The organism is Streptomyces albus subsp. albus, from assembly GCF_000725885.1.
Taxonomy (GTDB): domain Bacteria; phylum Actinomycetota; class Actinomycetes; order Streptomycetales; family Streptomycetaceae; genus Streptomyces; species Streptomyces albus.
In genome coordinates this window covers 112,505-134,666 of record NZ_JODR01000018.1, presented here as the reverse complement: position 1 = coordinate 134,666, position 22,162 = coordinate 112,505, and the positions used below count along the sequence as shown (strand labels likewise).

General features: G+C 72.2%; 17 protein-coding genes. 4 read left to right on the top strand and 13 right to left on the bottom strand.

What is annotated here, in order from left to right:
• The first annotated feature begins 10 nt into the window (after positions 1-10).
• Positions 11-217 carry a CDGSH iron-sulfur domain-containing protein gene (locus IO40_RS33885; protein ID WP_031026284.1) on the top strand — a complete coding sequence of 69 codons (207 nt, stop codon included), beginning with the start codon at positions 11-13 and terminating at the stop codon, positions 215-217.
• Between the two features lie 110 nt (positions 218-327).
• On the opposite strand, the gene IO40_RS0121480 is transcribed toward IO40_RS33885, so the two are convergent.
• The 4 genes from IO40_RS0121480 to IO40_RS0121465 all read right to left on the bottom strand — a co-directional run bounded on the left by IO40_RS0121480 (position 328) and on the right by IO40_RS0121465 (position 5,912).
• On the bottom strand, positions 328-1,230 hold the full coding sequence (locus tag IO40_RS0121480; RefSeq protein WP_016470765.1) for an SDR family oxidoreductase: 903 nt from the start codon (positions 1,228-1,230) through the stop codon (positions 328-330).
• Positions 1,231-1,318: 88 nt separating this feature from the next.
• Entirely contained in the window at positions 1,319-2,221 is a 903-nt protein-coding gene (locus IO40_RS0121475; protein ID WP_016470764.1) for an SDR family oxidoreductase, read from the bottom strand.
• 226 nt (positions 2,222-2,447) lie between these two features.
• On the bottom strand, positions 2,448-4,697 hold the full coding sequence (locus tag IO40_RS0121470; protein ID WP_031175952.1) for a catalase: 2,250 nt from the start codon (positions 4,695-4,697) through the stop codon (positions 2,448-2,450).
• 339 nt (positions 4,698-5,036) lie between these two features.
• On the bottom strand, positions 5,037-5,912 hold the full coding sequence (locus IO40_RS0121465; RefSeq protein ID WP_041969019.1) for a Rieske (2Fe-2S) protein: 876 nt from the start codon (positions 5,910-5,912) through the stop codon (positions 5,037-5,039).
• Between the two features lie 222 nt (positions 5,913-6,134).
• On the opposite strand from IO40_RS0121465, the gene IO40_RS0121460 reads away from it, so the two are divergent.
• Both IO40_RS0121460 and qcrB read left to right on the top strand, forming a co-directional pair.
• Positions 6,135-6,551: a CBS domain-containing protein gene (locus IO40_RS0121460; protein ID WP_030405942.1), complete on the top strand. Its 417-nt coding sequence runs from the start codon at positions 6,135-6,137 to the stop codon at positions 6,549-6,551.
• A gap of 169 nt (positions 6,552-6,720) precedes the next feature.
• Positions 6,721-8,463 carry a cytochrome bc1 complex cytochrome b subunit gene (gene qcrB / locus IO40_RS0121455; protein WP_031175951.1) on the top strand — a complete coding sequence of 581 codons (1,743 nt, stop codon included), beginning with the start codon at positions 6,721-6,723 and terminating at the stop codon, positions 8,461-8,463.
• Here the strand turns inward: qcrB and ctaF are convergent.
• The 4 genes from ctaF to IO40_RS0121435 all read right to left on the bottom strand — a co-directional run bounded on the left by ctaF (position 8,408) and on the right by IO40_RS0121435 (position 15,035).
• Positions 8,408-8,797, bottom strand: a complete 390-nt coding sequence (ctaF, locus tag IO40_RS0121450) for an aa3-type cytochrome oxidase subunit IV (RefSeq protein ID WP_016470759.1) — start codon at positions 8,795-8,797, stop codon at positions 8,408-8,410. The two genes, qcrB and ctaF, sit on opposite strands and share 56 nt — an antisense overlap.
• Positions 8,794-10,512 (bottom strand): aa3-type cytochrome oxidase subunit I, encoded by a 1,719-nt coding sequence (gene ctaD, locus IO40_RS0121445; RefSeq protein ID WP_078659744.1) that lies wholly within the window; start codon positions 10,510-10,512, stop codon positions 8,794-8,796. The genes ctaF and ctaD overlap by 4 nt, the downstream gene beginning before the upstream one ends.
• Before the next feature lie 103 nt (positions 10,513-10,615).
• The gene (locus tag IO40_RS0121440; protein WP_031175949.1) at positions 10,616-13,780 is read right to left on the bottom strand and encodes an FAD-binding and (Fe-S)-binding domain-containing protein; all 3,165 of its coding nucleotides are present in this window, start codon (positions 13,778-13,780) and stop codon (positions 10,616-10,618) included.
• Between the two features lie 88 nt (positions 13,781-13,868).
• Positions 13,869-15,035 carry an enolase C-terminal domain-like protein gene (locus tag IO40_RS0121435; RefSeq protein WP_016470756.1) on the bottom strand — a complete coding sequence of 389 codons (1,167 nt, stop codon included), beginning with the start codon at positions 15,033-15,035 and terminating at the stop codon, positions 13,869-13,871.
• A gap of 181 nt (positions 15,036-15,216) precedes the next feature.
• Here IO40_RS0121435 and IO40_RS0121430 point away from each other — a divergent pair, with 181 nt between their 5' ends.
• Entirely contained in the window at positions 15,217-17,022 is a 1,806-nt protein-coding gene (locus tag IO40_RS0121430; protein ID WP_031175948.1) for a thiamine pyrophosphate-requiring protein, read from the top strand.
• A gap of 414 nt (positions 17,023-17,436) precedes the next feature.
• Here the strand turns inward: IO40_RS0121430 and IO40_RS0121425 are convergent, their stop codons facing one another.
• From IO40_RS0121425 to IO40_RS0121405, 5 genes are all read right to left on the bottom strand, one after another.
• On the bottom strand, positions 17,437-18,063 hold the full coding sequence (locus tag IO40_RS0121425; RefSeq protein ID WP_016470754.1) for a DUF1266 domain-containing protein: 627 nt from the start codon (positions 18,061-18,063) through the stop codon (positions 17,437-17,439).
• 29 nt (positions 18,064-18,092) lie between these two features.
• Positions 18,093-18,926: an SAM-dependent methyltransferase gene (locus IO40_RS0121420; RefSeq protein ID WP_030405936.1), complete on the bottom strand. Its 834-nt coding sequence runs from the start codon at positions 18,924-18,926 to the stop codon at positions 18,093-18,095.
• Between the two features lie 119 nt (positions 18,927-19,045).
• The gene (locus IO40_RS0121415; RefSeq protein ID WP_016470752.1) at positions 19,046-20,275 is read right to left on the bottom strand and encodes a cytochrome P450; all 1,230 of its coding nucleotides are present in this window, start codon (positions 20,273-20,275) and stop codon (positions 19,046-19,048) included.
• Positions 20,276-20,497: 222 nt separating this feature from the next.
• Positions 20,498-21,406, bottom strand: coding sequence for a PDR/VanB family oxidoreductase (locus IO40_RS0121410; RefSeq protein WP_016470751.1), 909 nt, complete (start codon positions 21,404-21,406; stop codon positions 20,498-20,500).
• A 24-nt stretch (positions 21,407-21,430) separates the two neighbouring features.
• Complete coding sequence (locus IO40_RS0121405) at positions 21,431-22,060, bottom strand: MSMEG_1061 family FMN-dependent PPOX-type flavoprotein (RefSeq protein WP_031175947.1); 630 nt, start codon at positions 22,058-22,060, stop codon at positions 21,431-21,433.
• Between the last annotated feature and the right edge of the window lie 102 nt (positions 22,061-22,162).

Sequence of the window (22,162 nt, the reverse complement as noted above, 5' to 3'; positions counted from 1 at the left end):
GGACACCGCCGTGTCCCGCGACACGAGCCGGCCGGCACGTCGGGTGACGCTGGAGCGGGGCGGGCCCGTCCTGCTGGAGGGGCCGGTGGAGGTGCGTCTCGACGACGGCCGGACCGTCACCTCGGACCGGTTCATGGTGGCCCTGTGCACCTGCCGCCGCAGCCGCACCTACCCCTGGTGCGACACCAGCCACCGCCGCCGTTCCCGCACACGCTGAAACGCTGTCACACCCTGCGCCCAAGCCGAGCGCCGAGCGCCGGACGCTGCGGCAGCGGATGCGCCCGGCGCGGCGGCGGTGCCGCGCCGGGCGTATCCGGCCGAGGTCTGTCAGCGGGTGTCCGTCAGTCCGCCCGTCACGGCGATGATCTCGCCCGTGGTGAAGCTGGCGTCCGGATCGGAGGCCAGATAGACGTACGCCGGCGCGATCTCCTCCGGCTGCGCGGGGCGGCCCTCGGACGCCTCGCTGCCCACATGGGCCAGGCCCGACTGGGGCATGTGCTGGTCGGCGACGTTCAGTACCGTCCAGGTCGGCCCGGGGGCGACGATGTTGGCCCGCACCCCGCGCTTGGCCAGGTCCGGGGTGATCGACTTGGTGAACGCGATCAACGCGGCCTTGGAGGCGGCGTAGTCGATCATGGTGGGGCTGCCCTTGAGCCCTTCCTCCGAGGCCGTGGCGATGATCGAGTCGCCCGGTTCCAGATAGTCCAGCGCCGCCACCACCAGGTGGAAGTAGGCGTACACATTGGTCTTGAAGGTGCGGTCCCAGTCGGCCGAGGTCAGTTCCGACAGCTTCAGTTTGCTGTTGAGGTAGGCGGCGTTGCTGACGAGGATGTTCAGACCGCCCAGCTCCCGCACGGTGCGGTGCACGCTCTGACGGCAGAACTCCTCGTCGGTCAGGTCGCCGGGGATCAGCAGACAGCGGCGGCCGGTCGCCTCGATCTCGCGCCGCGTCTCCTCGGCGTCGGGTTGCTCGTAGGGCAGATAGACGATGGCGACGTCCGCTCCCTCCCGCGCGTACAGCAGGGAGACGGCCCGGCCGATCCCCGAGTCACCGCCGGTGATCAGCGCGATCTTGCCCTCCAGTTTGCCCGCCGGCCGGTACCGCTCGGCGCGGTACCGGGGGCGGGGCCGCATCTCGGATTCGAGCCCCGGCGGGTCCTGTTTCTGCTTCTCGAACGGCGGCAGCGGTTCCGCGTCGATCTGCGGGGTGCCCGGTTTATCCTCCGGCATGGTGCTCACTCCTGTTCGCTCGGTCCGCGGCGGCACGGGCACGCCCGTGTCCCGCCGGGCGGCGGCCGGCGGCCCCGGCCCGGCCCGCTCAGGGCAGCGGGGTGCCGCCGGTCGCGTTGAGGATTTCCGCGGTCACGTAGTTGGCGTCCTCGGAGGCGAGGAAGACGTAGCCCGGTGCCATCTCGGCGGGCTGCGCGGGCCGTTGCAGCAGGCTCTTGGCGCCGAACTCGCTGGTGTCGGGCAGGGTGGAGGGGATCAGCGGCGTCCACACCGGGCCGGGCGCGACCGCGTTGACGCGGATGCCGCGCTCGGCCAGGTTCTGGGCCAGGCCCTGGGTGAAGGTGACGATGCCGCCCTTGGTCGTCGCGTAGTCGAGCAGATGCGGCTTGGGCTGGTACGCCTGCACCGAGGTGGTGTTGATGATGCAGCCGCCCGCCGGGATGTGCGGGAGCGCCAGCTTGGTCACGAAGAACATCCCGTACAGATTGGTGCGCACCACCCGGTCGAACTGTTCGACGCTGATGCCGTCGATCCCCTCCGACTGCGCCATCTGGTACGCCGCGTTGTTGACGAGCACGTCGATCCCGCCGAACGCGTCCACCGCCCGGTCCACCAGCCGGCGGCACTCCGCCTCCTCGCGGATGTCGCAGGCCACGGGCACCGCACGCCGGCCCGCGTCCTCCACCAGCCGCGTCGTCTCCTGGGCCTCGGTCTCCTCCTCCGGCAGATACCCGAACGCCACGTCCGCGCCCTCCCGGGCGAACGCCAGCGCCACCGCCCGGCCGATGCCCGAGTCGCCCCCGGTGATCAGCGTGCGCCGCCCGGCCAGCCGGCCCGTCCCCCGGTAGGTGTGCTCACCGTGGTCGGGACGGGGGTCCATCGCCTCGGTGTCCCCCGGATGCGGCTGGTCCTGCTGCGGATACTCCGGCTTGGGATGCTTGTCGGCGGGGTGCCCGCCGGCCGGCTCGGCACCGGTGCCGTCAGCGTTCATGGCTCTCCTCCTCCGGATGCGGGCCGGGACACCCACCGGGTGTCCCGCGTACAGGGAGGGCACCGCACGGGTGCCCCCGCTCGGGGCGCCTACCGGGCCGCCGGTCACCGGCGCGGCGGTGCGCCGTGCCGCGGACTCGTACGGTGCCGGCGGCCGGAAAGGGCGGGGTGACGGGGCAGTGCGACGGGGCCCGGCCGCCCCCGCGGGACCGGGCCCCGTCGCGGAGTCACCGCGTGGCCGTCGTACCGGGCGGGAAGCGGTCCCACACCCGGTGACGGGTCAGCAGGTCGGTGACCTCGGACAGGACACTCCCGGGGTCCTGGGAGACGACCACGCCGGGCGCGTCCTGCGGACAGCCCGCCGCGGCGAGCGCGTCGGCGCCGCCGCCCCACGCGCCGAGCGCCTTGGCGTGCCGGTACGCCTCGGAGAGGAGCAGCAGCACGCGCGGGTCGATGTTGCCGCTGCCCTGGCGCTGCGCCGCCTTGACGTCGCGGGCCCCGTAGGCGTCGGCCCCCATGCCGGGAGCACCGGCCACGAGGAGGGCGTCGAACTCCACGGAGCGGGCGTTGGCGAAGGTCCGCTGGACGGTGACCGGGCCGCCGCTGCCGGCCAGCTCACCGCCGTGCGGGGCGATGACGAGCGGCACCATGCCGCCCTCCAGCACGGTGGAGCGCAGGTCGCTGAGTGCGGCGAGGTCGCTGTTCTCGTCGGCGATGATGCCGATGATCCTGCCGTCGGTCGGCCAGGTGTGCCCGAGCTGGGAGAGGGCCGGGCTGGGCTCGACGTCGGGCAGCGGACCGGACGGCTCGGGCGCGGGCAGACCGAGACCGGCCGCGACACCGGCGCACAGCTCGGGGTCGATGTCGGCCAGTACCCGCAGATTGCGTTCCTTGACGGCCTGCTCGTAGCACTTGCTCAGCTCGAACGTGTACGCCGCGATGACGTGTTCCCGCTCGACCGGGTCGAGGCTGAGGTAGAAGCGGCGCGGGTGGCTGGTGTGGTCGGCGAACGAGGCGGGAGCGGCGCGCACCTTGGTGGACTCCGGCACGGTGACGGGCGTCTCGACGTAGGCGCCGTCCGCCGCGCCGGCCAGGAACGGGCAGCCGCCGTCCAGCGAGTTGGGCCGGTAGGGCGCCACCCCGCTGTGCACGGCGGTCTGGTGCAGCCCGTCCCGCAGCATGTCGTTGATCGGCGCGTGCGGGCGGTTGACGGGGATCTGCGCGAAGTTGGGGCCGCCCAGCCGGGTGATCTGGGTGTCGATGTAGGAGAACAGCCGGCCGGCCAGCAGCGGGTCGTCCGTGATGTCGATACCAGGCACCAGATGGCCGGGGTGGAAGGCGACCTGCTCCGTCTCGGCGAAGAAGTTGGAGGGGTTGGCGGTGAGCGTCATCAGCCCGATCGGCTGCACCGGGGCCCACTCCTCCGGAACAATCTTGGTCGGGTCGAGCAGATCGATGCCGCGGAAGGTCTGCTCGGGGTTGTCGGGGAAGGTCTGGATGCCCAGCTCCCACTCCGGGAAGGCCCCGGCCTCGATGGCGTCGGCCAGGTCCCGGCGGTGGAAGTCCGGGTCCACGCCCCCGGTGATCTGGGCCTCCTCCCAGGTCAGGGAGTGGACGCCCAGCCGCGGCTTCCAGTGGAACTTCACCAGGGTGGTGCCGCCCTGCTCGTCCACGAGCCGGAAGGTGTGGACGCCGAAGCCCTCCATCATCCGGAACGAACGCGGGATGCCCCGGTCGGACATGTTCCAGAGGGTGTGGTGGGCGGCCTCGGTGTGGAGGGAGACGAAGTCCCAGAAGGTGTCGTGGGCGCTCTGCGCCTGCGGGATCTCCCGGTCCGGGTGCGGCTTCCCGGCGTGGATGATGTCGGGGAACTTGATGGCGTCCTGGATGAAGAAGACCGGGATGTTGTTCCCCACCAGGTCGAAGACGCCCTGCTGGGTGTAGAACTTGGTGGCGAAGCCCCGGGTGTCGCGCACCGTGTCGGCCGAGCCGCGGGAGCCGAGCACCGTGGAGAAGCGTACGAAGACGGGCGTCTCGACGTCCTTGCCGAGGAACGCCGCCTTGCAGATGTTCGAGGCGGTGCCGTAGCCGCGGAAGACGCCGTGGGCCGCGGCGCCCCGGGCGTGCACCACCCGCTCGGGGATCCGCTCGTGGTCGAAGTGGGTGATCTTCTCGCGCAGGTGGTGGTCCTGGAGCAGCACCGGGCCCCGCTCACCGGCCTTGAGCGAGTGGTCGGTGTCGTACAGGCGCAGGCCCTGGGCGGTGGTCAGCCGGCTGCCGGTCTGGGAGCGCACCGTGGGGTCCGCGTCGAGGGCGCGGCCCGTGGCGGTGTAGACCTCCGGGCCCGACTGGTCCTTCTTCGGCGGCAGCGGCTCGCGCGGTTCGGTCGGCTCCTCCAGCTGCGGCGCCTCCGGTCCGGGACGGCCGGGGATGGGCGGCTCACCCTTCTGCTGCTTGTCGTGCGTCGGGCCGGCCATGGCACCTCCAAAGAGCTTTCGGGACGGACCACCGCAGGGGTAACCCGGCCGCCCGACGTCGAAACGGACGGTGTGCGAAGTAACCGCCGATGCCTCAGCACACGACCCGCACGCCCCTCCCCCGGGCCGGACGTGTGCCGCCTCGACGGTCCTTCGCCCGGCGGTGTCCGGCGCGCCCGGGTCCGGTCCGGCGCGTCCGGGCCTGGTCCGGTCCGGCGGCTTCGGCCCGGCGGTGTCCAGCCCGCCCGGTGCCGGGCCCGACGGCGGTGTCCGGCGCGCCCCGGCCCGGTCCGGCGGTCGGTTCGGCGCGCCCGGTGCCGGCTCCGGCGGGTGTCCGGCTCAGTCGGCGTCGGGCAGGCGGACCTCCAGCACGCCGTCGCTCACCCGCGTCTCGAAGCAGGGCTGCGGTGCCGTGGCCGGGCCGGAGACGTTCTGGCCGTCCGAGAGGCGGAAGGTGCTGCCGTGCCAGGGGCAGGTGACGCAGCCCTCGGCGACGGTGCCCTGCGAGAGGGGACCGGACTGGTGGCTGCACCGGTCGGCCAGCACCCGGACGGCGCCGGAGGACTCACGGTGGACCAGCAGCGGCACCTCGCCCAGCATGGCGCGCACCGCCTGCCCTACGGGGAACTGGTCCACCTTGCCGACCCGCTGCCAGCCCTGCCCGACGATGTGGGGTACCGGCTCCGCCTTGTTGGGGCCGACGCCCTGACGGTATGCCAGATGACCGCCGATCAACCCGCCGAGTCCTGCGGCGGTCAGTCCGCCGTATCCCAGCAGCCGGCCGCGGCACTCGCGTCCGCGGGCCCGCGCCGCCAGGGACGCGGTGTACAGGCCCAGGGCCACGGTGTTGGCGGCGGCGTGCACCAGCCCGCTGCGCAGCTGGGGCTTGTGCAGTTCGGCCCAGTCGGCGGCGCCGGTCAGCGCCGCCGGCACGGCGGCCAGCACGCCGGTGGCGATCAGCACCCGGCTGGCGCGCCGGGTGCCGGGCAGCATGTCCAGCACCCCGGCCGACATCCAGGCGCCCACGGGCAGCTGCACCAGTGCGGGATGCAGGGGGTGGCCCAGCCACCGGCCGTGCAGCACGTCCCGCAGTCCGCCGAGGGGAAGTTTGCGTACCGCGTTCTGCACGGGGCTGATCACCGGGTCGAGGGCGCGCAGCCGGCCGAGCGCGTCGAGCGGACCGACGACCGGCAGCCGTTCCAGGCCGCTCTCCATGGCGCGGACGGCCCGGGGGCGCTCCAGGCTCTCCTTGGTCAGGTCTTGAGTCGACATACCGCTCCGGTTGCCACGCCACGCCGTGCACAAACGGTCCGCGCACGGCGCCACTCCGTCAGCGCGCCCAGGACCGCCGTTTGGGCACATCCGCCCCCGGCTACCCGGCACGGGCCCGATCGACGGCCGGCTGTTCTTCCCATCCCGAGTCCGAGAGGAGCCGAGATGACCACGGCACGAGAGATCATGAATCCGGGCGCCGACTGTGTGCGGACCGACCAGACGGCGGCCGACGCGGCGACCCTGATGACCCGCCTGGGGGTGGGCGCGCTGCCCATCTGCGGGAAGGACGACAAGCTCAAGGGCGTCGTCACCGACCGGGACCTGGTGGTCAAGGTGCTGGGGCCCGGACGGGACCCGGCCACGTTCCCGGCCGGCAGCCTCAACCAGCAGGAGGCCGTCACCATCGGCGCCGACGACAGCGCCGAGGAGGTGCTGGAGACCATGGCGCGGCACAAGGTGCGCCGCCTCCCGGTGATCGACGGTGACCGGCTGGTCGGCATGGTGGCGGTCGCGGATGTGGCCCGTTCGCTGCCGCACCCCGAGGTGGGGCGGCTGGTGGAGGTCATCTCCACGGACTGACCCACAGGGCGGCTCGCGCGGCGGCCGGGCCGCGGTACCCGCACGGCCCCGGGCGCACCCCCGTTGGTGTGCCGCGGCCCGGCGTCGGGGGCAACCCTCGGGCGGACGTGTTTGGTGTGACAACTGCGGGGGACTGAGGTATGCGGTCATTCCGAGGGAGGGCGACCGCATGACACACTCGCGGGCCCGTGCGGCCCGGCGGGCCGCGCTGCGCAAGGCCGCCGAGCGCGGCTTCCGCGGCGCCGACGACCGGCTGCCGGTGGCGGCGGGCGGCCGGGTCCTGCTGCGCAAGGCGTTTCCGGAGCACTGGTCTTTCCTGCTGGGCGAGCTGGCGCTCTACAGCTTCGTCGTGCTGCTGATCACGGGTGTCTACCTCACCCTGTTCTTCGACCCGGACATGACGCAGATCCGGTACCAGGGGCCGTACGAGCCGATGCGCGGCCAGCTGGTGTCCACGGCGTACGACTCGGCGCTGAGGATCAGTTTCGAGATCCGCGGCGGGCTGCTGGTGCGGCAGATCCACCACTGGTCGGCGCTGATCTTCCTGGCGGCCATCGGCGTGCACATGCTGCGCATCTTCTTCACGGGGGCGTTCCGCAAGCCGCGGGACGTCAACTGGCTGGTGGGGATGACGCTGTTCGTGCTGGCGCTCGCCGAGGGCTTCACGGGCTACTCCCTCCCCGACGACCTGCTGTCCGGTATCGGGCTGCGCATCGCGCAGGGGATCATGCTGTCGATCCCGGTGGTGGGCACCTATGTGGCGCTGTTCGTCTTCGGCGGGCAGTTCCCCGGCCACGAGATCATCGAGCGGCTCTACCCCGTGCACATCCTGCTGCTGCCCGGGCTGCTGGTGGCCCTGGTCGTGGTGCATCTGATCCTGGTGGTCTACCTCCAGCACACCCAGTGGAGCGGTCCGGGCCGCACCGACAAGAACGTGGTGGGGCACGCGATGGTGCCCCAGTTCGCCGCCCGCTCCACGGGGCTGTTCTTCACGCTGGCCGGGATCATCCCGGTGCTGGGGGCCGTCGCCCAGATCAACCCCATCTGGGACTACGGGCCCTATGAGCCCTCGCAGGTCTCGACCGCCGCCCAGCCGGACTGGTACGTAGGGTTCCTGGAGGGCTCGCTGCGGCTGATGCCGCCCTTCGAGACGAACCTGTTCGGGCACACGGTGATGTGGAACGTCCTGGTGCCCGCCGTGATCCTGCCGGCGCTGCTGTTCGGGCTGCTGTACGCCTACCCGTTCTTCGAACGGTGGATCACCGGCGGCACCGAGACGCCGCACGTGTGCGACCGCCCCCGGAACCGGCCGGTGCGCACCGGGCTGGGCGTCGCGGGCGTCACCTTCTACGCCGTCCTGCTGCTGGCCGGCGGCAACGACGTCATCGCCGAGGCGTTCGGGGTGTCCCTCAACGGACTCACCTGGTGTTTCCGCGTGGCGCTGGTGCTGGCGCCGCCGCTGGCCTTCGTCCTGACGAAGCGGCTGTGCCTCTCCTTGCAGAAGCAGGACGCGGAACGGGTGACGCACGGCGAGGAGACCAGCCGGGTGAGGCAGTCGGTGGAGGGCACGTTCGGCGCGGACCACGAGCCGCTGCCGCAGAGCGAACGCTTCCGGCTGGCGGCCCAGCGCTTCCCCCGCCCCCTGGAGGCCGGCGAAGGCGCCGGCCGGATCGCACGGCTGCGGGCCGCGCTCAGCCGCTGGTACTACCGGGACGCGGTCTCCCCCGCCTGGCAGGCCGTCGACCGGCACCGGGAGCGGGCGCAGGCCGCCGTATCGGGCGCCCGCCCACGAGAGGGCGGGCCCGCCGGGCGTCCGAAGCCGGCGCCCTCGCCGGCCCGTGCGGTGCGGCGGCTGGTCAGTGGTCGCTCCGCGCGTACTGGAAAACGAATCCGCAGACCGCGGCGCCGGTGACACCCGTCCCGATGAGGAACAGCCACAGGCCGAACACCGTCCCCGTGCCCAGCAGGGCGACGCCGAGCGCGGTCATCGCGGGCCAGGGACTGCGGGCCGGGAAGAGTCCCAGCGGTCCGCCGCGTTCGCGGATCTCCCCGTCCCTGCGGTCCTCGGGCCGCGCGCCGTGCCGTTTGTGCTGGACCGCCAGGAAGAAGGAGACCAGCGCGGCCATCAGACAGGCGATGACCACCGCGGCGGTGCCCGCGGGGTCCTCGGAGTAGGTCGCGTAGGGAACGGTGACGCAGGCGAAGAAGAGGGCGACGCCGGCGAAGAGGGTCGCTTCGAGTTTCATGACGGCATCCCCTTGCTGGGTGTCCGCTTGGAGGCGGGGTCCTGCATGCCCACGTTGCCCGGCTCGGGCGGCTCCTGGGGGCCGGCGGGCCGCATCATCGGGCTCTCCGGGGTGCCCGGCGCGATGATCGCCGCGCCCTCCTCGGCCTCGGGGTGGTGCACCCAGAAGGCGGGCGAGTCGGAGCGGATCTGCGGGAGGGCGACGAAGTTGTGGCGCGGCGGCGGGCAGGAGGTGGCCCACTCCAGCGAGCGGCCCCAGCCCCAGGGGTCGTCCTCGGTGACCTTCTCGGCGTGGGTGGTGGTCCACCACACGTTGTAGACGAAGACGAGGGTGGAGACACCGAGGAGGAAGGCGCCCAGCGAGGAGATCGTGTTGAGCACGGTGAAGCCGTCGGCGGGCAGGTAGTCGGCGTAGCGGCGGGGCATGCCGGCGGCGCCGAGCCAGTGCTGCACCAGGAACGTCGTCTGGAAGCCGATCAGCGTCGTCCAGAAGTGGATCTTGCCCAGACGTTCGCCGAGCATCCGGCCGGTGAACTTCGGCCACCAGAAGTAGAAGCCGCCGAACATCGCGAACACGACGGTGCCGAAGAGCACGTAGTGCAGGTGGGCGACGATGAAGTAGCTGTCGGTGGTGTGGAAGTCCAGCGGCGGCGAGGCGATCAGCACTCCGCTGAGCCCGCCCAGCAGGAAGGTGACCAGGAAGCCGATGGACCACAGCATCGGTGTCTCGAAGCTGAGCGAGCCCTTCCACATGGTGCCGATCCAGTTGAAGAACTTCACCCCGGTGGGCACCGCGATCAGGAACGACATGAGGGAGAAGAACGGCAGCAGCACGGCGCCGGTGGCGAACATGTGGTGGGCCCACACGACCGCGGACAGCATGGTGATGGCGGCGGTGGCGCCGACCAGCCCGATGTAGCCGAAGAGCGGTTTGCGGCTGAAGACGGGGAAGATCTCGCTGACGATGCCGAAGAACGGCAGGGCCACGATGTAGACCTCGGGGTGCCCGAAGAACCAGAACAGGTGCTGCCACAGGATGGCGCCGCCGTTCGCCGGGTCGAAGATGTGCGCCCCGAACTTGCGGTCGGCCTCCAGTGCCAGCAGTGCCGCCGTCAGCACCGGGAAGGCGAACAGCGCCAGGATCGAGGTGAACAGCACGTTCCAGGTGAACAGCGGCATCCGGAACATGGTCATGCCGGGGGCGCGCAGGCAGATGATGGTGGTGATGAAGTTGACGGCGCCCAGGATGGTGCTCATGCCCGCCACCACCAGGCCCATGGTCCACAGGTCACCGCCGTGGCCCGGGCTGTGGGCGGGCCCGTTGAGCGGCGCGTAGGCGAACCAGCCGAAATCGGCGGCGCCGTTCGGGGTGAGGAACCCGCTGACCACCATCAGCCCGCCCAGCAGGTACACCCAGTAGGTGAAGGCGTTCAGCCGGGGGAAGGCCACGTCGGGGGCGCCGATCTGGAGGGGCATGACGGCGTTGGCGAACCCGGCGAACAGGGGCGTGGCGAACAGCAGCATCATGATGGTGCCGTGCACCGAGAAGAACTGGTTGTACTGCTCCTCGGAGACCAGTTGCATCCCGGGCCGCATCAACTCGGCGCGCATCACCATGGCCAGTGCGCCGGCCGTCAGGAAGAAGCAGAAGGACGTGACGAGATAGAGGTTGCCGATCACTTTGTGGTCGGTCGTCGTCAGCCACCGCAGCACCATGGCACCTTCTCCTCGGTTCCCTCTGCTCGGTCCGCTCCCCCGTTCCGCCCGCCCCTGACCCGCCCTGCGGCCCCGGTGGCGCGGGCCGCCGCCCGGTGCCCGCTCACCGCGCCGGCCGGCCCGCGCGCCGGCCGGCCGCGAGGGCGGTGGCGGTGGCCAGCGCGGCCGGTACCGCCAGCCGGGCGGCTCGCCTGGGCCAGGCGGGGGCGGGTTTGGCCGCCTGCTGCGCAGGACCGGTCCTGCCGTCGTGGGCCTGGTAGGCGCGGCGGACGAGTTCGGCGATGTGCACCGGGTCCCGGCCGGTGCCCGCGTGCTGGATCTGCGTCGTGCAGGAGAAGCCGTTGGCGACCACACGGGTGGCCGGGTCGGCGGCGCGGACGGCCGGCAGCAGGGCCTGTTCGCCGCAGTCCATGGAGATGCCGTACTTGCCCTGTTCGAAGCCCCAGGACCCGGCCAGACCGCAGCAGCCGCCGGCCAGGTCCTCGGTGGTGTGGCCCAGTTTCTCCAGCAGTTTGCGGTCGGCGTCGGTGCCGCCGGTGGCGCGCTGATGGCAGTGGCCCCACAGCAGGGCCTCTCCTGCGTCGTCGAGCGGGGGCGGGGTGATGTCGTGGACGTCGAAGAACTCGGCGAAGTGGTGGGCGCTGGACGCGAGCCGCCGGGCGTCGTTGTCGTGCGGGAGGAGCTTGGTCAGCTCGTCCTTGAAGACGGCCAGACAGCTGGGCTCCATACCGACGATCGGGGTGCCGGCGTGCAGATGGGGGCCCAGCATCCGCAGGACGTTGCGCAGATAGCGTTCGGCCGCCTCCAGGAAGCCGAAGTCGTAGAGCGGGCGCCCGCAGCACACGTGCTGCTCGGGCATGATCACCGACCAGCCGGCGGCCTCGACGGCCTCCACGCAGGCCACGCCGACATCCGTGTCGAAGTAGTTGTTGAAGGTGTCGGGGAAGAGCACCACCGGCCGCCCGCCCGGGTTGGCGGTGCCGCCGCGCTCGCGGAACCAGCGCTGGAGCGTCATCGGCGCGAAGGAGGGCAGCGGCCGGCGGCGGTCGATGCCCGCGGCCAGTTTGGCGAGCCGGGCCAGGCCGGGGGTGTGGGTTGCGAGATTGGCCAGTTCGGGCACGTGGGAGGCCAGCCGGGCCGCCTGGTCGATGAAGCCGAAGGCATAGGCGCTGCGGGGCCGCCACCGCCGCACCGACTTGTAGTGGTGGTGCAGGAACTCGGCCTTATAGGTGGGCATGTCCACGTTGACGGGGCAGTCGCTGGTGCAGCCCTTGCAGGCCAGGCAGAGATCGAGGGCGTCGGCGACCTCCTTGGACTGCCAGCCGTCCTTGATCGTCTCGCCGCGCAGCATCTCGTGCAGCAGCCGGGCCCGCCCCCGGGTGGTGTGCTTCTCCTCGCGGGTCACCTGGTAGCTGGGGCACATCGTCTGGCCGGACTCGGTGGCCTCGGGCACACGGCAGGCCCCGACCCCGACGCAGCGCAGGCTGGCGTGGACGAAGTCGCCGGCGTCCTGGGTGTAGGCGAAGGCGACGGGCGGGCGGGGCGGGTTGAAGCCGGCGCCCAGTTTCAGGTCCTCGTCCAGCCGGTAGGCGTCCACGATCTTGCCGGGGTTCATCCGGGACTCGGGGTCCCAGATCCGTTTGAACTCGCGCATGGCCTCGACGAGCTCGGCGCCGTACTGCCGCTCCAGCAGTTCGCCGCGCTGCTGGCCGTCGCCGTGTTCCCCGGACAGCGAGCCGCCGAAGGAGGAGACCAGGTCGGCGGCCTCCTCCATGAAGGCGCGGTAGCGGGCCACGCCCTCGGCGGTGCGCAGCTCGAAGCTGATCCGCGAGTGGACGCAGCCTTGCGCGAAGTGCCCGTACATCGCGCCGCGCAGCCCGTGCCTGTCGAGCAGTTCGCGCAGCGCGGGCAGGTACTCGGCGAGCCGGTGCGGCGGCACGGCCGAGTCCTCCCAGCCGGGCCAGTGGTCGCCGTCGGGCGGGAAGGCGGTGGCGCCCAGGCCGCCCTCGCGGACGGTCCACAGGTTCTTCGCGGTCTCGGCGTCCTGGTCGCTGGTGGTGATCCGGTCGGCCGCGTAGCCGCGCTCCTCGGTCAGCCACCGCGCGAACCGCTCGGACTGGGCGCGGGCCTCCTGTTTGGTGTCGGCGCCGAACTGGACGAGCAGCCAGGCGGCGCCGCCCTGCCGCGGCAGCTGCTGGAGGGAGGCGAGGTTCATGTGCTGGAGCTTCTGGTCCTCGATGAGCTGTTCGTCCAGCGCCTCCAGGCCGATGGGGCGGAACTCGCGGCAGCAGATGTCGGCGTCCCTGGCGGCGTCCACGAGATGGTCGTACTCGACGACGACCAGGGTGCGCTCCAGCAGCGCCGGGGTGAGCAGTACCTGGGCCCGCAGGACGGTGGCGCAGGTGGACTCGGTGCCGACCAGGGCGCGGGCGACGTTGAAGCCGTTCTCGGGCAGCAGTTCGTCCAGGTTGTAGCCGGAGACCCGGCGGGGCATCTCGGCGACCGTGGGGAAGCCCGCACGGATGGCGTCGGCGTAGCGGTCGCGCAGCTCGCGCAGCTGGGCGTAGATCTCGCCCTTGCGCCCGCCCGCGGCGATGATCTCGTCCAGCTCCTGCTCCTCGTCCACGCCGACCCAGAAGCGGTCGCCGCCGTAGGTGACGACCTCCAGCGCGTGCACGTTGTCCGAGGTGCGCGGCCCGGGGCCGTACAGCTGGGCCTGCACGGAGTGGGTGCCGCAGGAGTTGTTGCCGATGTTGCCGCCCAACGAGCAGCGCGAATGGGTGGAGGGGTCGGGGCCGAAGACGAGGTTCCACTTCCCGGTGTGCCGGTTGAGCTGCTCGTTGATGACGCCGGGTTCCACGGTGACCCGGCGGGCCTCGGCGTCGACCTCGCCGATGCGGGTGAGGTACTTGGAGTGGTCGATGACGACGGCGTAGTTGACGGTCTCCCCCGACAGACTGGTGCCGCCGCCCCGGTTGAGGATCGGGGCACCGTACTGGCGGCAGATCCGGTGGACGGCCACCACGTCCTCGGCGCTGCGGGGCACGACGACACCGATCGGGACCTGGCGGAAGTTGGAGGCGTCGTGGGCGTAGAGCGCTTTGGAGGCGCTGTCGAAGCGGACCTCGCCCTCCACCGCGTCGCGCAGCGCCCTGGCCAGCTTCCCGACGGCGATCACCTGCTGGGCGCGCGGCGGCCCGGGAATGCCGGGGTCGGTCCTGGCGGGGATCTGCTCGGTGTGCGTACGGGCGGGGGTCCTGTCGGCCATCTGCGGTCGCCTCATTCGTGAATTCGTGAACGTCACTGGCGGGAGCGGTACGCGGCCCGCCCGGCGGGGCGCGTACCGCCGCACCGGGTCAGCCGGGGCGGCTGCCGCGGATCCGGTACTGCTCGGCGTCCGCCCATCTGACGCGCAGTCCCAGTCCGGGCCGGTCCGCGGCCGGCCGCAGGGCACCGTCCTCGGGGCGGGGCACCCCGTCGAACAGCAGCGCTTCCGCCCGTACGTGGTCGTGGAAGTACTCCAGATGGCGCAGCCGCTGCACGGCGCAGAACGCGTGCGCCGAGACGGCGGGCGCGCAGTGCGCCGACAGGTCCACCCGGTGCGCGGCGGCCAGCCCGGCCACCTGGAGCAGCCCGGTGATGCCGCCGCAGCGGGTCACGTCCGCCTGGAGGCAGTCCACCGCCTGGGCCTCCAGCAGCCCGGCGAAGTCCCCCAGGACGTAGCCGTACTCCCCCGCCGCGATCTCCAGCCGGCCCGGCCCCTGGTCGCGCAGCAGCCGCAGGCCCGCCGGGTCGTCGGAGGAGACCGGCTCCTCCAGCCACCGCACGTCCCACTCCTCGGCGAGCCGCCGCGCCCAGTACAGGGCCTCCTTGCGGCTGAGCGCCCCGTTGGCGTCGGTGTACAGCTCCACGCGCGGGCCGAGTGCCTCGCGGACCGCCGACAGCCGTGCGGGGTCCTGCTCCGGATGGCGGGAGATCTTCAGCTTCACCCGGGGGATGCCCTGCTCGGCCCAGCCCGTGAGCTGGTCGACGAGCCGGCCGAGGGGGTAGTTGGTGAAGCCGCCGCTGCCGTAGACGGGGACCTCCTGGTGGGCGGCGGGCAGCAACCGGTGGAGGGGCAGCCCCAGCAGCCGGGCTTTGAGGTCCCACAGGGCGATGTCGACCGCGGAGACGGCCATGGCCCCCAGGCCGGGGCGGCCCGCGTTGCGGATGGCGGCGAACATCCGGTGCCAGAGCGCGGCGGGGGCGAGTGCGTCGCCGCCGCGGACGGCGGGGGCCAGCGCGGAGCCGATGAAGTCGGCGATCGAGACGTCACCGTAGGTGTAGCCCAGTCCGGTGTGTCCCCCTGCGTGCGCCTCCACGACGACGGCCGTGGTCGCCTGCCACCGCAGGGTGCCGTCCTCCTCGGCTCCGCCGGGGCCGTCGGTGGGCACCCGGAAGGCGTGGATGCCCAGGTCGTCGAGGGCGGCCCGGCCCGCACCGGGGCCCGCGTCCGCCTCCCGCGCCGTGCCCGTCCCGGTCACTGCCCGCCGTCTCCTTCCGCGCCCCGGCGGTCGCCGCCGTCCTTCGCCGACCGCTCATGGGTACCTCGCGGTGGCGTGGCGAAACGGCCGGACGCATCCGCAGTAGCGGACGGTTTGCGGGTGTCCGCGGTGTGGGACCCGGGGCGGGACCGTCGCGTCGACCACGTGAAGGGGAGTACCCATGGCGCAGCAGGTAGCCGACTACGTTCTCGACCGCTTCCGCGAGTGGGGTGTGCACCGGGTCTACGGGTACCCCGGCGACGGCATCAACGGCATGCTCGGCGCGTTCGACCGGGCGAAGGGCGACCCGAAGTTCATCCAGACCCGGCACGAGGAGATGGCGGCGTTCATGGCGTGCGGGCACGCCAAGTTCACCGGCGAGGTCGGCGTCTGCGCCGCGACGTCGGGACCGGGCGCGATCCACCTGCTCAACGGCCTGTACGACGCCAAGCTCGACCATCAGCCGGTGGTGGCCCTGGTCGGCCAGCAAAAACGGCTCGCGCAGGGCACCCACTACCAGCAGGAGGTCGCCCTCGAACAGCTCTTCGCGGACGTCTCGGAGTTCTGCCAGATCGTCATGCATCCGGGGCAGATGCGGCATGTGATCGACCGCGCGTTCAAGACGGCGCTCACCACGCGCGGAGTCGCGACGATCATCGTCCCCGAGGACATCCAGGAGTCCGACGCGCAGCCGTCGCCGCCCAAGACGCACGGTTCGGTCTACTCCAGCGTCGGCTGGAGCCGGCCGCGGGTGCTGCCCAACAAGGACGAGCTGCGCAAGGCCGCCGACATCCTCAACGAGGGCAACAAGGTCGCCATCCTCATCGGACAGGGCGCGGCCAACGCGGAGGCGGAGGTCGTGGAGGCGGCCGAACTGCTGGGCGCGGGGGTCGCCAAGGCCCTGCTGGGCCGCGAGGTCGTCCCGGACGACCTGCCGTTCGTCACCGGTCCGATCGGTCTGCTCGGCTCCAAGGCGAGCGACGAGATGATCATGAACTGTGACACGCTGTTCATGATCGGCACCAGCTTCCCGTACGGGGAGTGGCTGCCCGACGAGGGCCAGTGCAAGGGCGTGGAGATCGACATCGACGGCCGCATGATCGGCATCCGCTATCCGATGGACGCCCACGTGGTCGGCGACGCCAAGGAGACGCTCAGGGAGCTGATCCCGCTCCTCCAGCGCAAGGAGGACCGCTCCTGGCGCAAACAGATCGAGGAGAACGTCCGCACCTGGAACGAGGTGCTGGCCAAGCGCGCCGGACAGAGCTTCGAGGGCAAGATCAACCCGCAGGCCGTCGCCCACGAGGTGTCCTCGCTGCTCCCGGACAACGCCATCCTGACCGCGGACTCCGGTTCGGCGACCAACTGGTGGGCCCGCCACATCAAGCTCCGCAAGGGCATGCGGGCCTCCCTCTCCGGCACCCTGGCCACCATGGGCCCCGGCGTGCCCTACGCGATCGCGGCCCGCTTCGCCTACCCGGACCACCCGGTGATCGCCTTCGTCGGTGACGGCGCGTTCCAGATGAACGGCATGAACGAGATGATCACCGTCAAGCGCTACTGGGACCGGATGGCCGGGTCGCCGCCGCTGATCTTCTGCGTCCTCAACAACCAGGACCTCAACCAGGTCACCTGGGAGCAGCGCGCCATGGGCGGCGACCCCAAGTACCCGGGCTCCCAGTACCTGCCGGACTTCCCGTACGCCGAGTACGCGGAACTGACCGGTCTGCGCGGCATCCGCTGCGACGACCCGAAGCAGGTCACGTCCGTGTGGGAGCAGGCCCTGGCCAGCGACCGTCCGGTCGTCCTGGAGTTCGTGGTGGACAACGAGATCGCCCCCATCCCGCCCCACATCATGAAGGAGCAGGCCAAGAAGGCGGTCAAGGCGGGCATCCGCGACCCCGAACGCGTCGGTATCGCCACTCGCGGCTTCCGCCAGAAGCTCACCGACTTCTACGAGAACCTGCCCGGCCGCAAGCACGACTGAGCTGCCGGAGCTCCCCCGGCAGCTGTGGTTGGCGGGGCCCCGTCCGGCCGGCGGCCCACGCCAGGGTGCGGCGGCCCGCACCGGGGCCCGGCGGCCCTGCCCCGGGGTCACGCCCCTGCCGGGTCAGCGGACCGGCGCATGCGCCCGGCGGTGCCGGCCGCCGCACCCGTCACCCGCGTCACCCGCCGGACGCACCCGGTACCGGCCAGGACGGGGCTGAAGCCGGCAGGAACGGCTCCGGGCGGCGTCCGGGCGTTCGTTCCGGAGCGTCAGGAGGCTTCTGCGACGTCCCGCCCGTTCCCCCCGCCCTCTCCCGGACGCCCCGGCGATGACCGCGCACAGCGACCGGGCACAGCGGGCCCGGAGACCTGTGCACAGCGGGCCCGGCGGCCGGTCCGCCGAGGCCGGGACCGGTCACAGCGGCCGGTCGGGCAGACTGATCACGTGCCAAGGCGCCAGGTTCCACGGGCTGGCGCGGTTGGCGGGGTCGAGGAGGGTCCGCAGATGGGCGTCGGAGACGGCCTGCGGGGCGGGGAAGTCCTCGCTGGACGTGCCCCGCAAACCCTCCATCCACACCTGCCGCACCAGCAGGTAGTCCCGCGCGAATGTCTCCCACGAGTGGTAGGCGGCGACCGTCGGCCGCACGGCGGCGCGCAGCAGGCCCCAGGCGGTGTCCGCGTCGAGGTACCCGGCCGCGTACCCCTTGCGGGTGATGTCGGCGTAGAGCGCGACGTCCCAGGCCAGCGGCTCGGTGCCCGTCTGCTCCCGCAGCGGTGCCCGGTATCCCTCGCGCAGCAGCCCGTCCAGCCGATCCAGCAGCTCGTCACGGCCCGGTATGCCCCACTGCTCCCGCAGCCAGCTCCCGGCCGCGGCGTCGTCGCGGTACCGGAAGGGGTACAGGCTCGTGCGGGCGGCCTCCCCGCCCCGGTTGACCGGTGCGGCCAGGGAGACCAGCCACAGTTGGTGGGTGGAGAGCGGCGGCTCGTGCGGAGGCGGCTCGGCACGGTGCTGACGGCGCAAGCGCCCGAACAACTCGAACATGGTGCCGCACCCTACTGGTGCCGCACCCGTCACACCCCCGGCTTGGTGCCGACCGCCGCCCAGCAGCCCACTTCGGACCGGCTGATCGAACCGGCCGGCCGCCGCATTCCGTCCTGGCCGTCCTCCATCTCGGGGTGCCATTCGCAGGTGGCCACGATGCCCGGCTCGATCAGCGTCAGCCCGGCGCCGGCGAACAGTTGGCGGATCTCCCGCTCGCCGCGCAGCTGCACGGTGATGCCCTGCGACTGGTAGACGTCCACCACCTTGCGCAGGGCGATGTCGAGTTCGTCGGTGCCGTGGGAGAGGACCATCGCGCTGCCCGGCGGCAGGGCGTCCATGAGGGTACGGACGATGCCCTGCGGGTCGTCCTCGTCGCCGAGGAAGTGCAGCAGCGCGACGAGGGACAGCGCGACGGGCCGCTCGAAGTCCAGGGTTCTGCGGGCGTGTTCGAGGATGCGGCCGGGGTCGCGCACGTCGGCCTCGATGTAGTCCGTGGCGCCCTCCGGCGTGCCGCTCATCAGCGCCCGTGCGTAGGTGAGGACGATCGGGTCGTTGTCGGCGTACACCACCCGGCAGGCCGCGTCCTCCCGCTGGGCCACCTGGTGCAGGTTGGGGGCGCTGGGGATGCCCGTCCCGATGTCGAGGAACTGCCGGATGCCCCGCTCCCGGGCCAGGTAGCGCACCGCGCGGTGCATGAACTCGCGGTTCTCGCGGGCGGCGGTCAGCGCGTTGGGGTAGACCCCCAGGGTCTGTCCGGCGACCTGCCGGTCGGGGCCGTAGTTGGTCTTGCCGCCGAGGTAGTAGTCGTAGATCCGGGCCGAATGCGGCTTGGGCCCGTGCGGCTCGGGCATCTGGTGGCTCATGACGGCGGCTCCCGCATGCTGCGCGTAGGGTGAGGGCCCCTCCGGTCCGGCAAGAGCGGGACCCTCACCCGCCGGGAGGGACGACGGACGGACAGAACTACTGTCCTACACCGGCCTGTTCACTTTCCATCGCCCTCCCGCCGGGAGCGGCCCGCCCCGTCGAGGGCGACGATCAGACCGCGCACCTCGTAGCTGCCCAGGTTCTCCTTGAAGCGGACGGTGGGTTCGGCGGCCATCCGCACGCCGGGCTCGGCCAGCAGACGGGTCAGGAAGATGTCGGTCTCCTGGAGGGCGACATGCGCCCCCGGGCACTTGTGCGGGCCGTCCCCGAAGGAGAGGCCGGGGCCGTCGGTGTACCTGTCGGCTCCGGGAGCAGGACGGAGGCGGCAGGCCTCGGGCCCGAAGGTGCCGGGGTCGGTGTTGGCCTCGGGGACGCGTATCTCGACCAGTTCCCCGGCCGGCACCGTCACCTCCGCGCCGTCCGCCCCGGGAACGGTGAGCGGGGCGGTGGTGCGGCGGTGCAGGGCGGCGACGACCGGTTCGAGACGGAGGATCTCCTGGAGGACGGCCAGGCGCCCGCTCTCGTCGGCCGCCACGTACTGCGCACGGAGCGCGTCGTCGCAGAACAGGTGCCAGGCGGCGACATTGACGAACTCCCGCGTGGTGATCATGCCGGCGGCGGCGAAGGTGACGCACTCGCCGAGGATCTCGCCGTCCGAGCAGCCCTCGTCCAGCAGATGGGAGAGGAGGTCGTCGCGGCGCTGCCGGCGCCGGGCGCGTACCGCGGGCCGGACGTCCGCGAAGTACAGCCTGAGCCAGGCCGCGTTGCGCCGCAGCAGGAACCGCAGGCCGGGCAGGCTGGTGAAGGAGGCTTCCTCGAACTTGTCGGGGAAGAAACGCTCCAGCCGTCCGGCGAGACCCGGCCTGTCCCCGGCCAGTCCGATGACGGCGGCGGCCACCTGCACGGCCAGCTCGAAGCTGAGGTCCGAGAGCTGGGCCCGGCCCGCCTCCCGCAGCCGGGCGAGTTGCTGGTCCGCCACGCGCATCATCAGCTCGCGGTAGTGCTCGGAGACGCGGCGCGGGGTGAAGTAGCGGGCGGTCTGCCGCCGGTGCTCCCGGTGTTCGGCGCCGTCCCGGTAGAGGACCGGGCGCCGGAAGGAGGAGGGCAGCTTCTCCACCGTCTCGATGCCGAGCCCCGCCTGGACAGTGCCGCCGGCGCGCAATGCGGCCCGTGCGCTGTCGTGGCCGCTCAGCCGCCACACCCCGTCCTCACCCCGGGCCACCGGGCAGCGCTGCCCTTCCGTCCCTCTCCGGACCGCCTTGCGCCCGCCCGACGTCACGCCGTCCACCTGTGCCGCTCCTCCCCTGTGCCGGCCCGGTGCGGTCACCTCCGTGCGCGGTGCGCCCCGGTCGCTCCTCGTCCGCCTGTCCCCGACGTGCGGGGCCGTGTGGCCGAACCGTACGCGATCAGCGGCCGGCCGGCAGCCGGACATCGCGCCAAACGGGATACGGCGACGGGGTGTTGGGCGCTCCCGTACCGGTTCACCGGCACGGGAGCGTGCAGGTCCCGTTCACAGGTCCAGGACGAGCCGTGCGGAGCGGGCCCGTGACACGCATGCGAACATCCGGCCCTCGGCGGCACCGATGTCGTCCCGGTGCTCGGGCTCACCGTCGAGGACGGACAGTTCGCAGCTTCCGCAGACGCCCTCGCGGCAGCCGGACGCCAGGGGGAATCCGGCGTGTGTCAGGGCCTCCAGCAGTGATGCGTCCGCCGGTACCGGAACGGTCCGGCCGGACCGCGCACACGTCACCTCGAACGGGGTGTCGGGGGCGAACGTCCTGGCCACCGGGCGGAACCGCTCCGCGTGGAACCGTTCGGCGGGGAAGACGGCCTCGGCCGCGTCGAGCATCGGCCCCGGGCCGCAGCAGTAGACCCCGGTCTCGGGGCCAAAGGCGGCGGCCAGGGCCGCGAGGTCCGGCCTGCCGTCGCGCCGCGTGGCGATCACGCGCACCCGCTGACCGTACCGGTCCCGCAGCTCGTCGAGGAACGGCATCTTCTCGGGGGACCGCCCCACGTAGACGAGGGTGGCCGGGACCCCGGCGTCGCTCGCCGCCCGCAGCATGGACAGCAGCGGGGTGATGCCGATTCCGCCGGCCAGGAAGAGGTATTCCGGGGCGGGCAGCAGCGGGAAGTGGTTGCGCGGCAGCGACACCTCCAGCGGGCGGCCCAGGCGCAGGTAGCGGTGGATGTACTCCGATCCGCCGCGGCTGAGGCGGTCGTGGCGTACCGCGATGCGGTAGTGCTCCCGGTCGGCCGGGTCCGAGCACAGCGAGTACTGCCGGGTCAGCCAGTTGGGCAGGCGCAGGTCGATGTGCGCTCCCGGTTCCCAGGGCGCCAGCGGGCCGGCGGCACCGCGCAGGGTGACGGAGACGACGTCCTCGGCCACCGGCTCTATCCGGTCGATGATGGTCTGTTGCATCGGTGATTCACCTTGGGGTGGTGGTCAGTAGAGCTTCCGGTAGCTGTCTTCGAGCGCGTGGTCGAGCTGCTGAGGGGTGATGCCGGCCCCGATCTGGGCGGCGTACATCTCACCCGCGGAGGGCACCTCCTCGGCGAGGGCCTGGCTCGCGGGGTCCCACAGCCGGGAGCGGATGAGCGCACGCCCGCAGTGCCCGTATGCCTCCGCAACCTCGACGATGATGGCCAGCTCGGGGGTCCTGCCCTCGATCTGCATCCGGGCCAGCACCTCGGGGTCGTCGGTGGGGTACGCGCGGCCGTTGACCCGCAGCGTCTCGCGCACGCCGGGGACGAGGAACAGCAGCCCGATCCCGTCGTTCTCGGCAAGGTTGCGGAACGAGTCGGCGATCCGGTTGCCGGGCCGGTCGGGGATCGCGAGCGTGCGCTCGTCGAGGACCTTCACGAAGCCGGGGTAGTCGCCGCGTGGCGAGCAGTCGGCGCGTCCCCGGGCGTCGGCGGTCGCCATGGTCAGGAACGGCGAGTGGGCGATCAGGATCCGGAACTGGTCGTCGATGTGGTCGAGGATCTTGTCCTTGACCATGGCGTCCGGCTCCCCGAGCCGGGCGCGTACCTCTTCCGGTGACAGCGGCCGGGGGCGCGTACGGGCAGGCGTCACGGGGGCTCCTTCCGGATCGGGCTGAGGCGCCGGGCGCTCGGGGCCTGCGGCGCGCAGGGGCACGCCCCTGCCGTCGGCGGGACCTTCATGCTCCGCCGCAGC

What these genes read in the sequence shown, in the direction of transcription:
- IO40_RS0121480 (WP_016470765.1), bottom strand. Translation starts at nt 1,230, where the DNA reads ATGCCGGAGGATAAACCGGGCACCCCGCAGATCGACGCGGAACCGCTG.
- IO40_RS0121475 (WP_016470764.1), bottom strand. Translation starts at nt 2,221, where the DNA reads ATGAACGCTGACGGCACCGGTGCCGAGCCGGCCGGCGGGCACCCCGCC.
- IO40_RS0121470 (WP_031175952.1), bottom strand. Translation starts at nt 4,697, where the DNA reads ATGGCCGGCCCGACGCACGACAAGCAGCAGAAGGGTGAGCCGCCCATC.
- IO40_RS0121465 (WP_041969019.1), bottom strand. Translation starts at nt 5,912, where the DNA reads ATGGAGAGCGGCCTGGAACGGCTGCCGGTCGTCGGTCCGCTCGACGCG.
- IO40_RS0121460 (WP_030405942.1), top strand. Translation starts at nt 6,135, where the DNA reads ATGACCACGGCACGAGAGATCATGAATCCGGGCGCCGACTGTGTGCGG.
- qcrB (WP_031175951.1), top strand. Translation starts at nt 6,721, where the DNA reads ATGACACACTCGCGGGCCCGTGCGGCCCGGCGGGCCGCGCTGCGCAAG.
- ctaF (WP_016470759.1), bottom strand. Translation starts at nt 8,797, where the DNA reads ATGAAACTCGAAGCGACCCTCTTCGCCGGCGTCGCCCTCTTCTTCGCC.
- ctaD (WP_078659744.1), bottom strand. Translation starts at nt 10,512, where the DNA reads ATGGTGCTGCGGTGGCTGACGACGACCGACCACAAAGTGATCGGCAAC.
- IO40_RS0121440 (WP_031175949.1), bottom strand. Translation starts at nt 13,780, where the DNA reads ATGGCCGACAGGACCCCCGCCCGTACGCACACCGAGCAGATCCCCGCC.
- IO40_RS0121430 (WP_031175948.1), top strand. Translation starts at nt 15,217, where the DNA reads ATGGCGCAGCAGGTAGCCGACTACGTTCTCGACCGCTTCCGCGAGTGG.
- IO40_RS0121425 (WP_016470754.1), bottom strand. Translation starts at nt 18,063, where the DNA reads ATGTTCGAGTTGTTCGGGCGCTTGCGCCGTCAGCACCGTGCCGAGCCG.
- IO40_RS0121420 (WP_030405936.1), bottom strand. Translation starts at nt 18,926, where the DNA reads ATGAGCCACCAGATGCCCGAGCCGCACGGGCCCAAGCCGCATTCGGCC.
- IO40_RS0121410 (WP_016470751.1), bottom strand. Translation starts at nt 21,406, where the DNA reads ATGCAACAGACCATCATCGACCGGATAGAGCCGGTGGCCGAGGACGTC.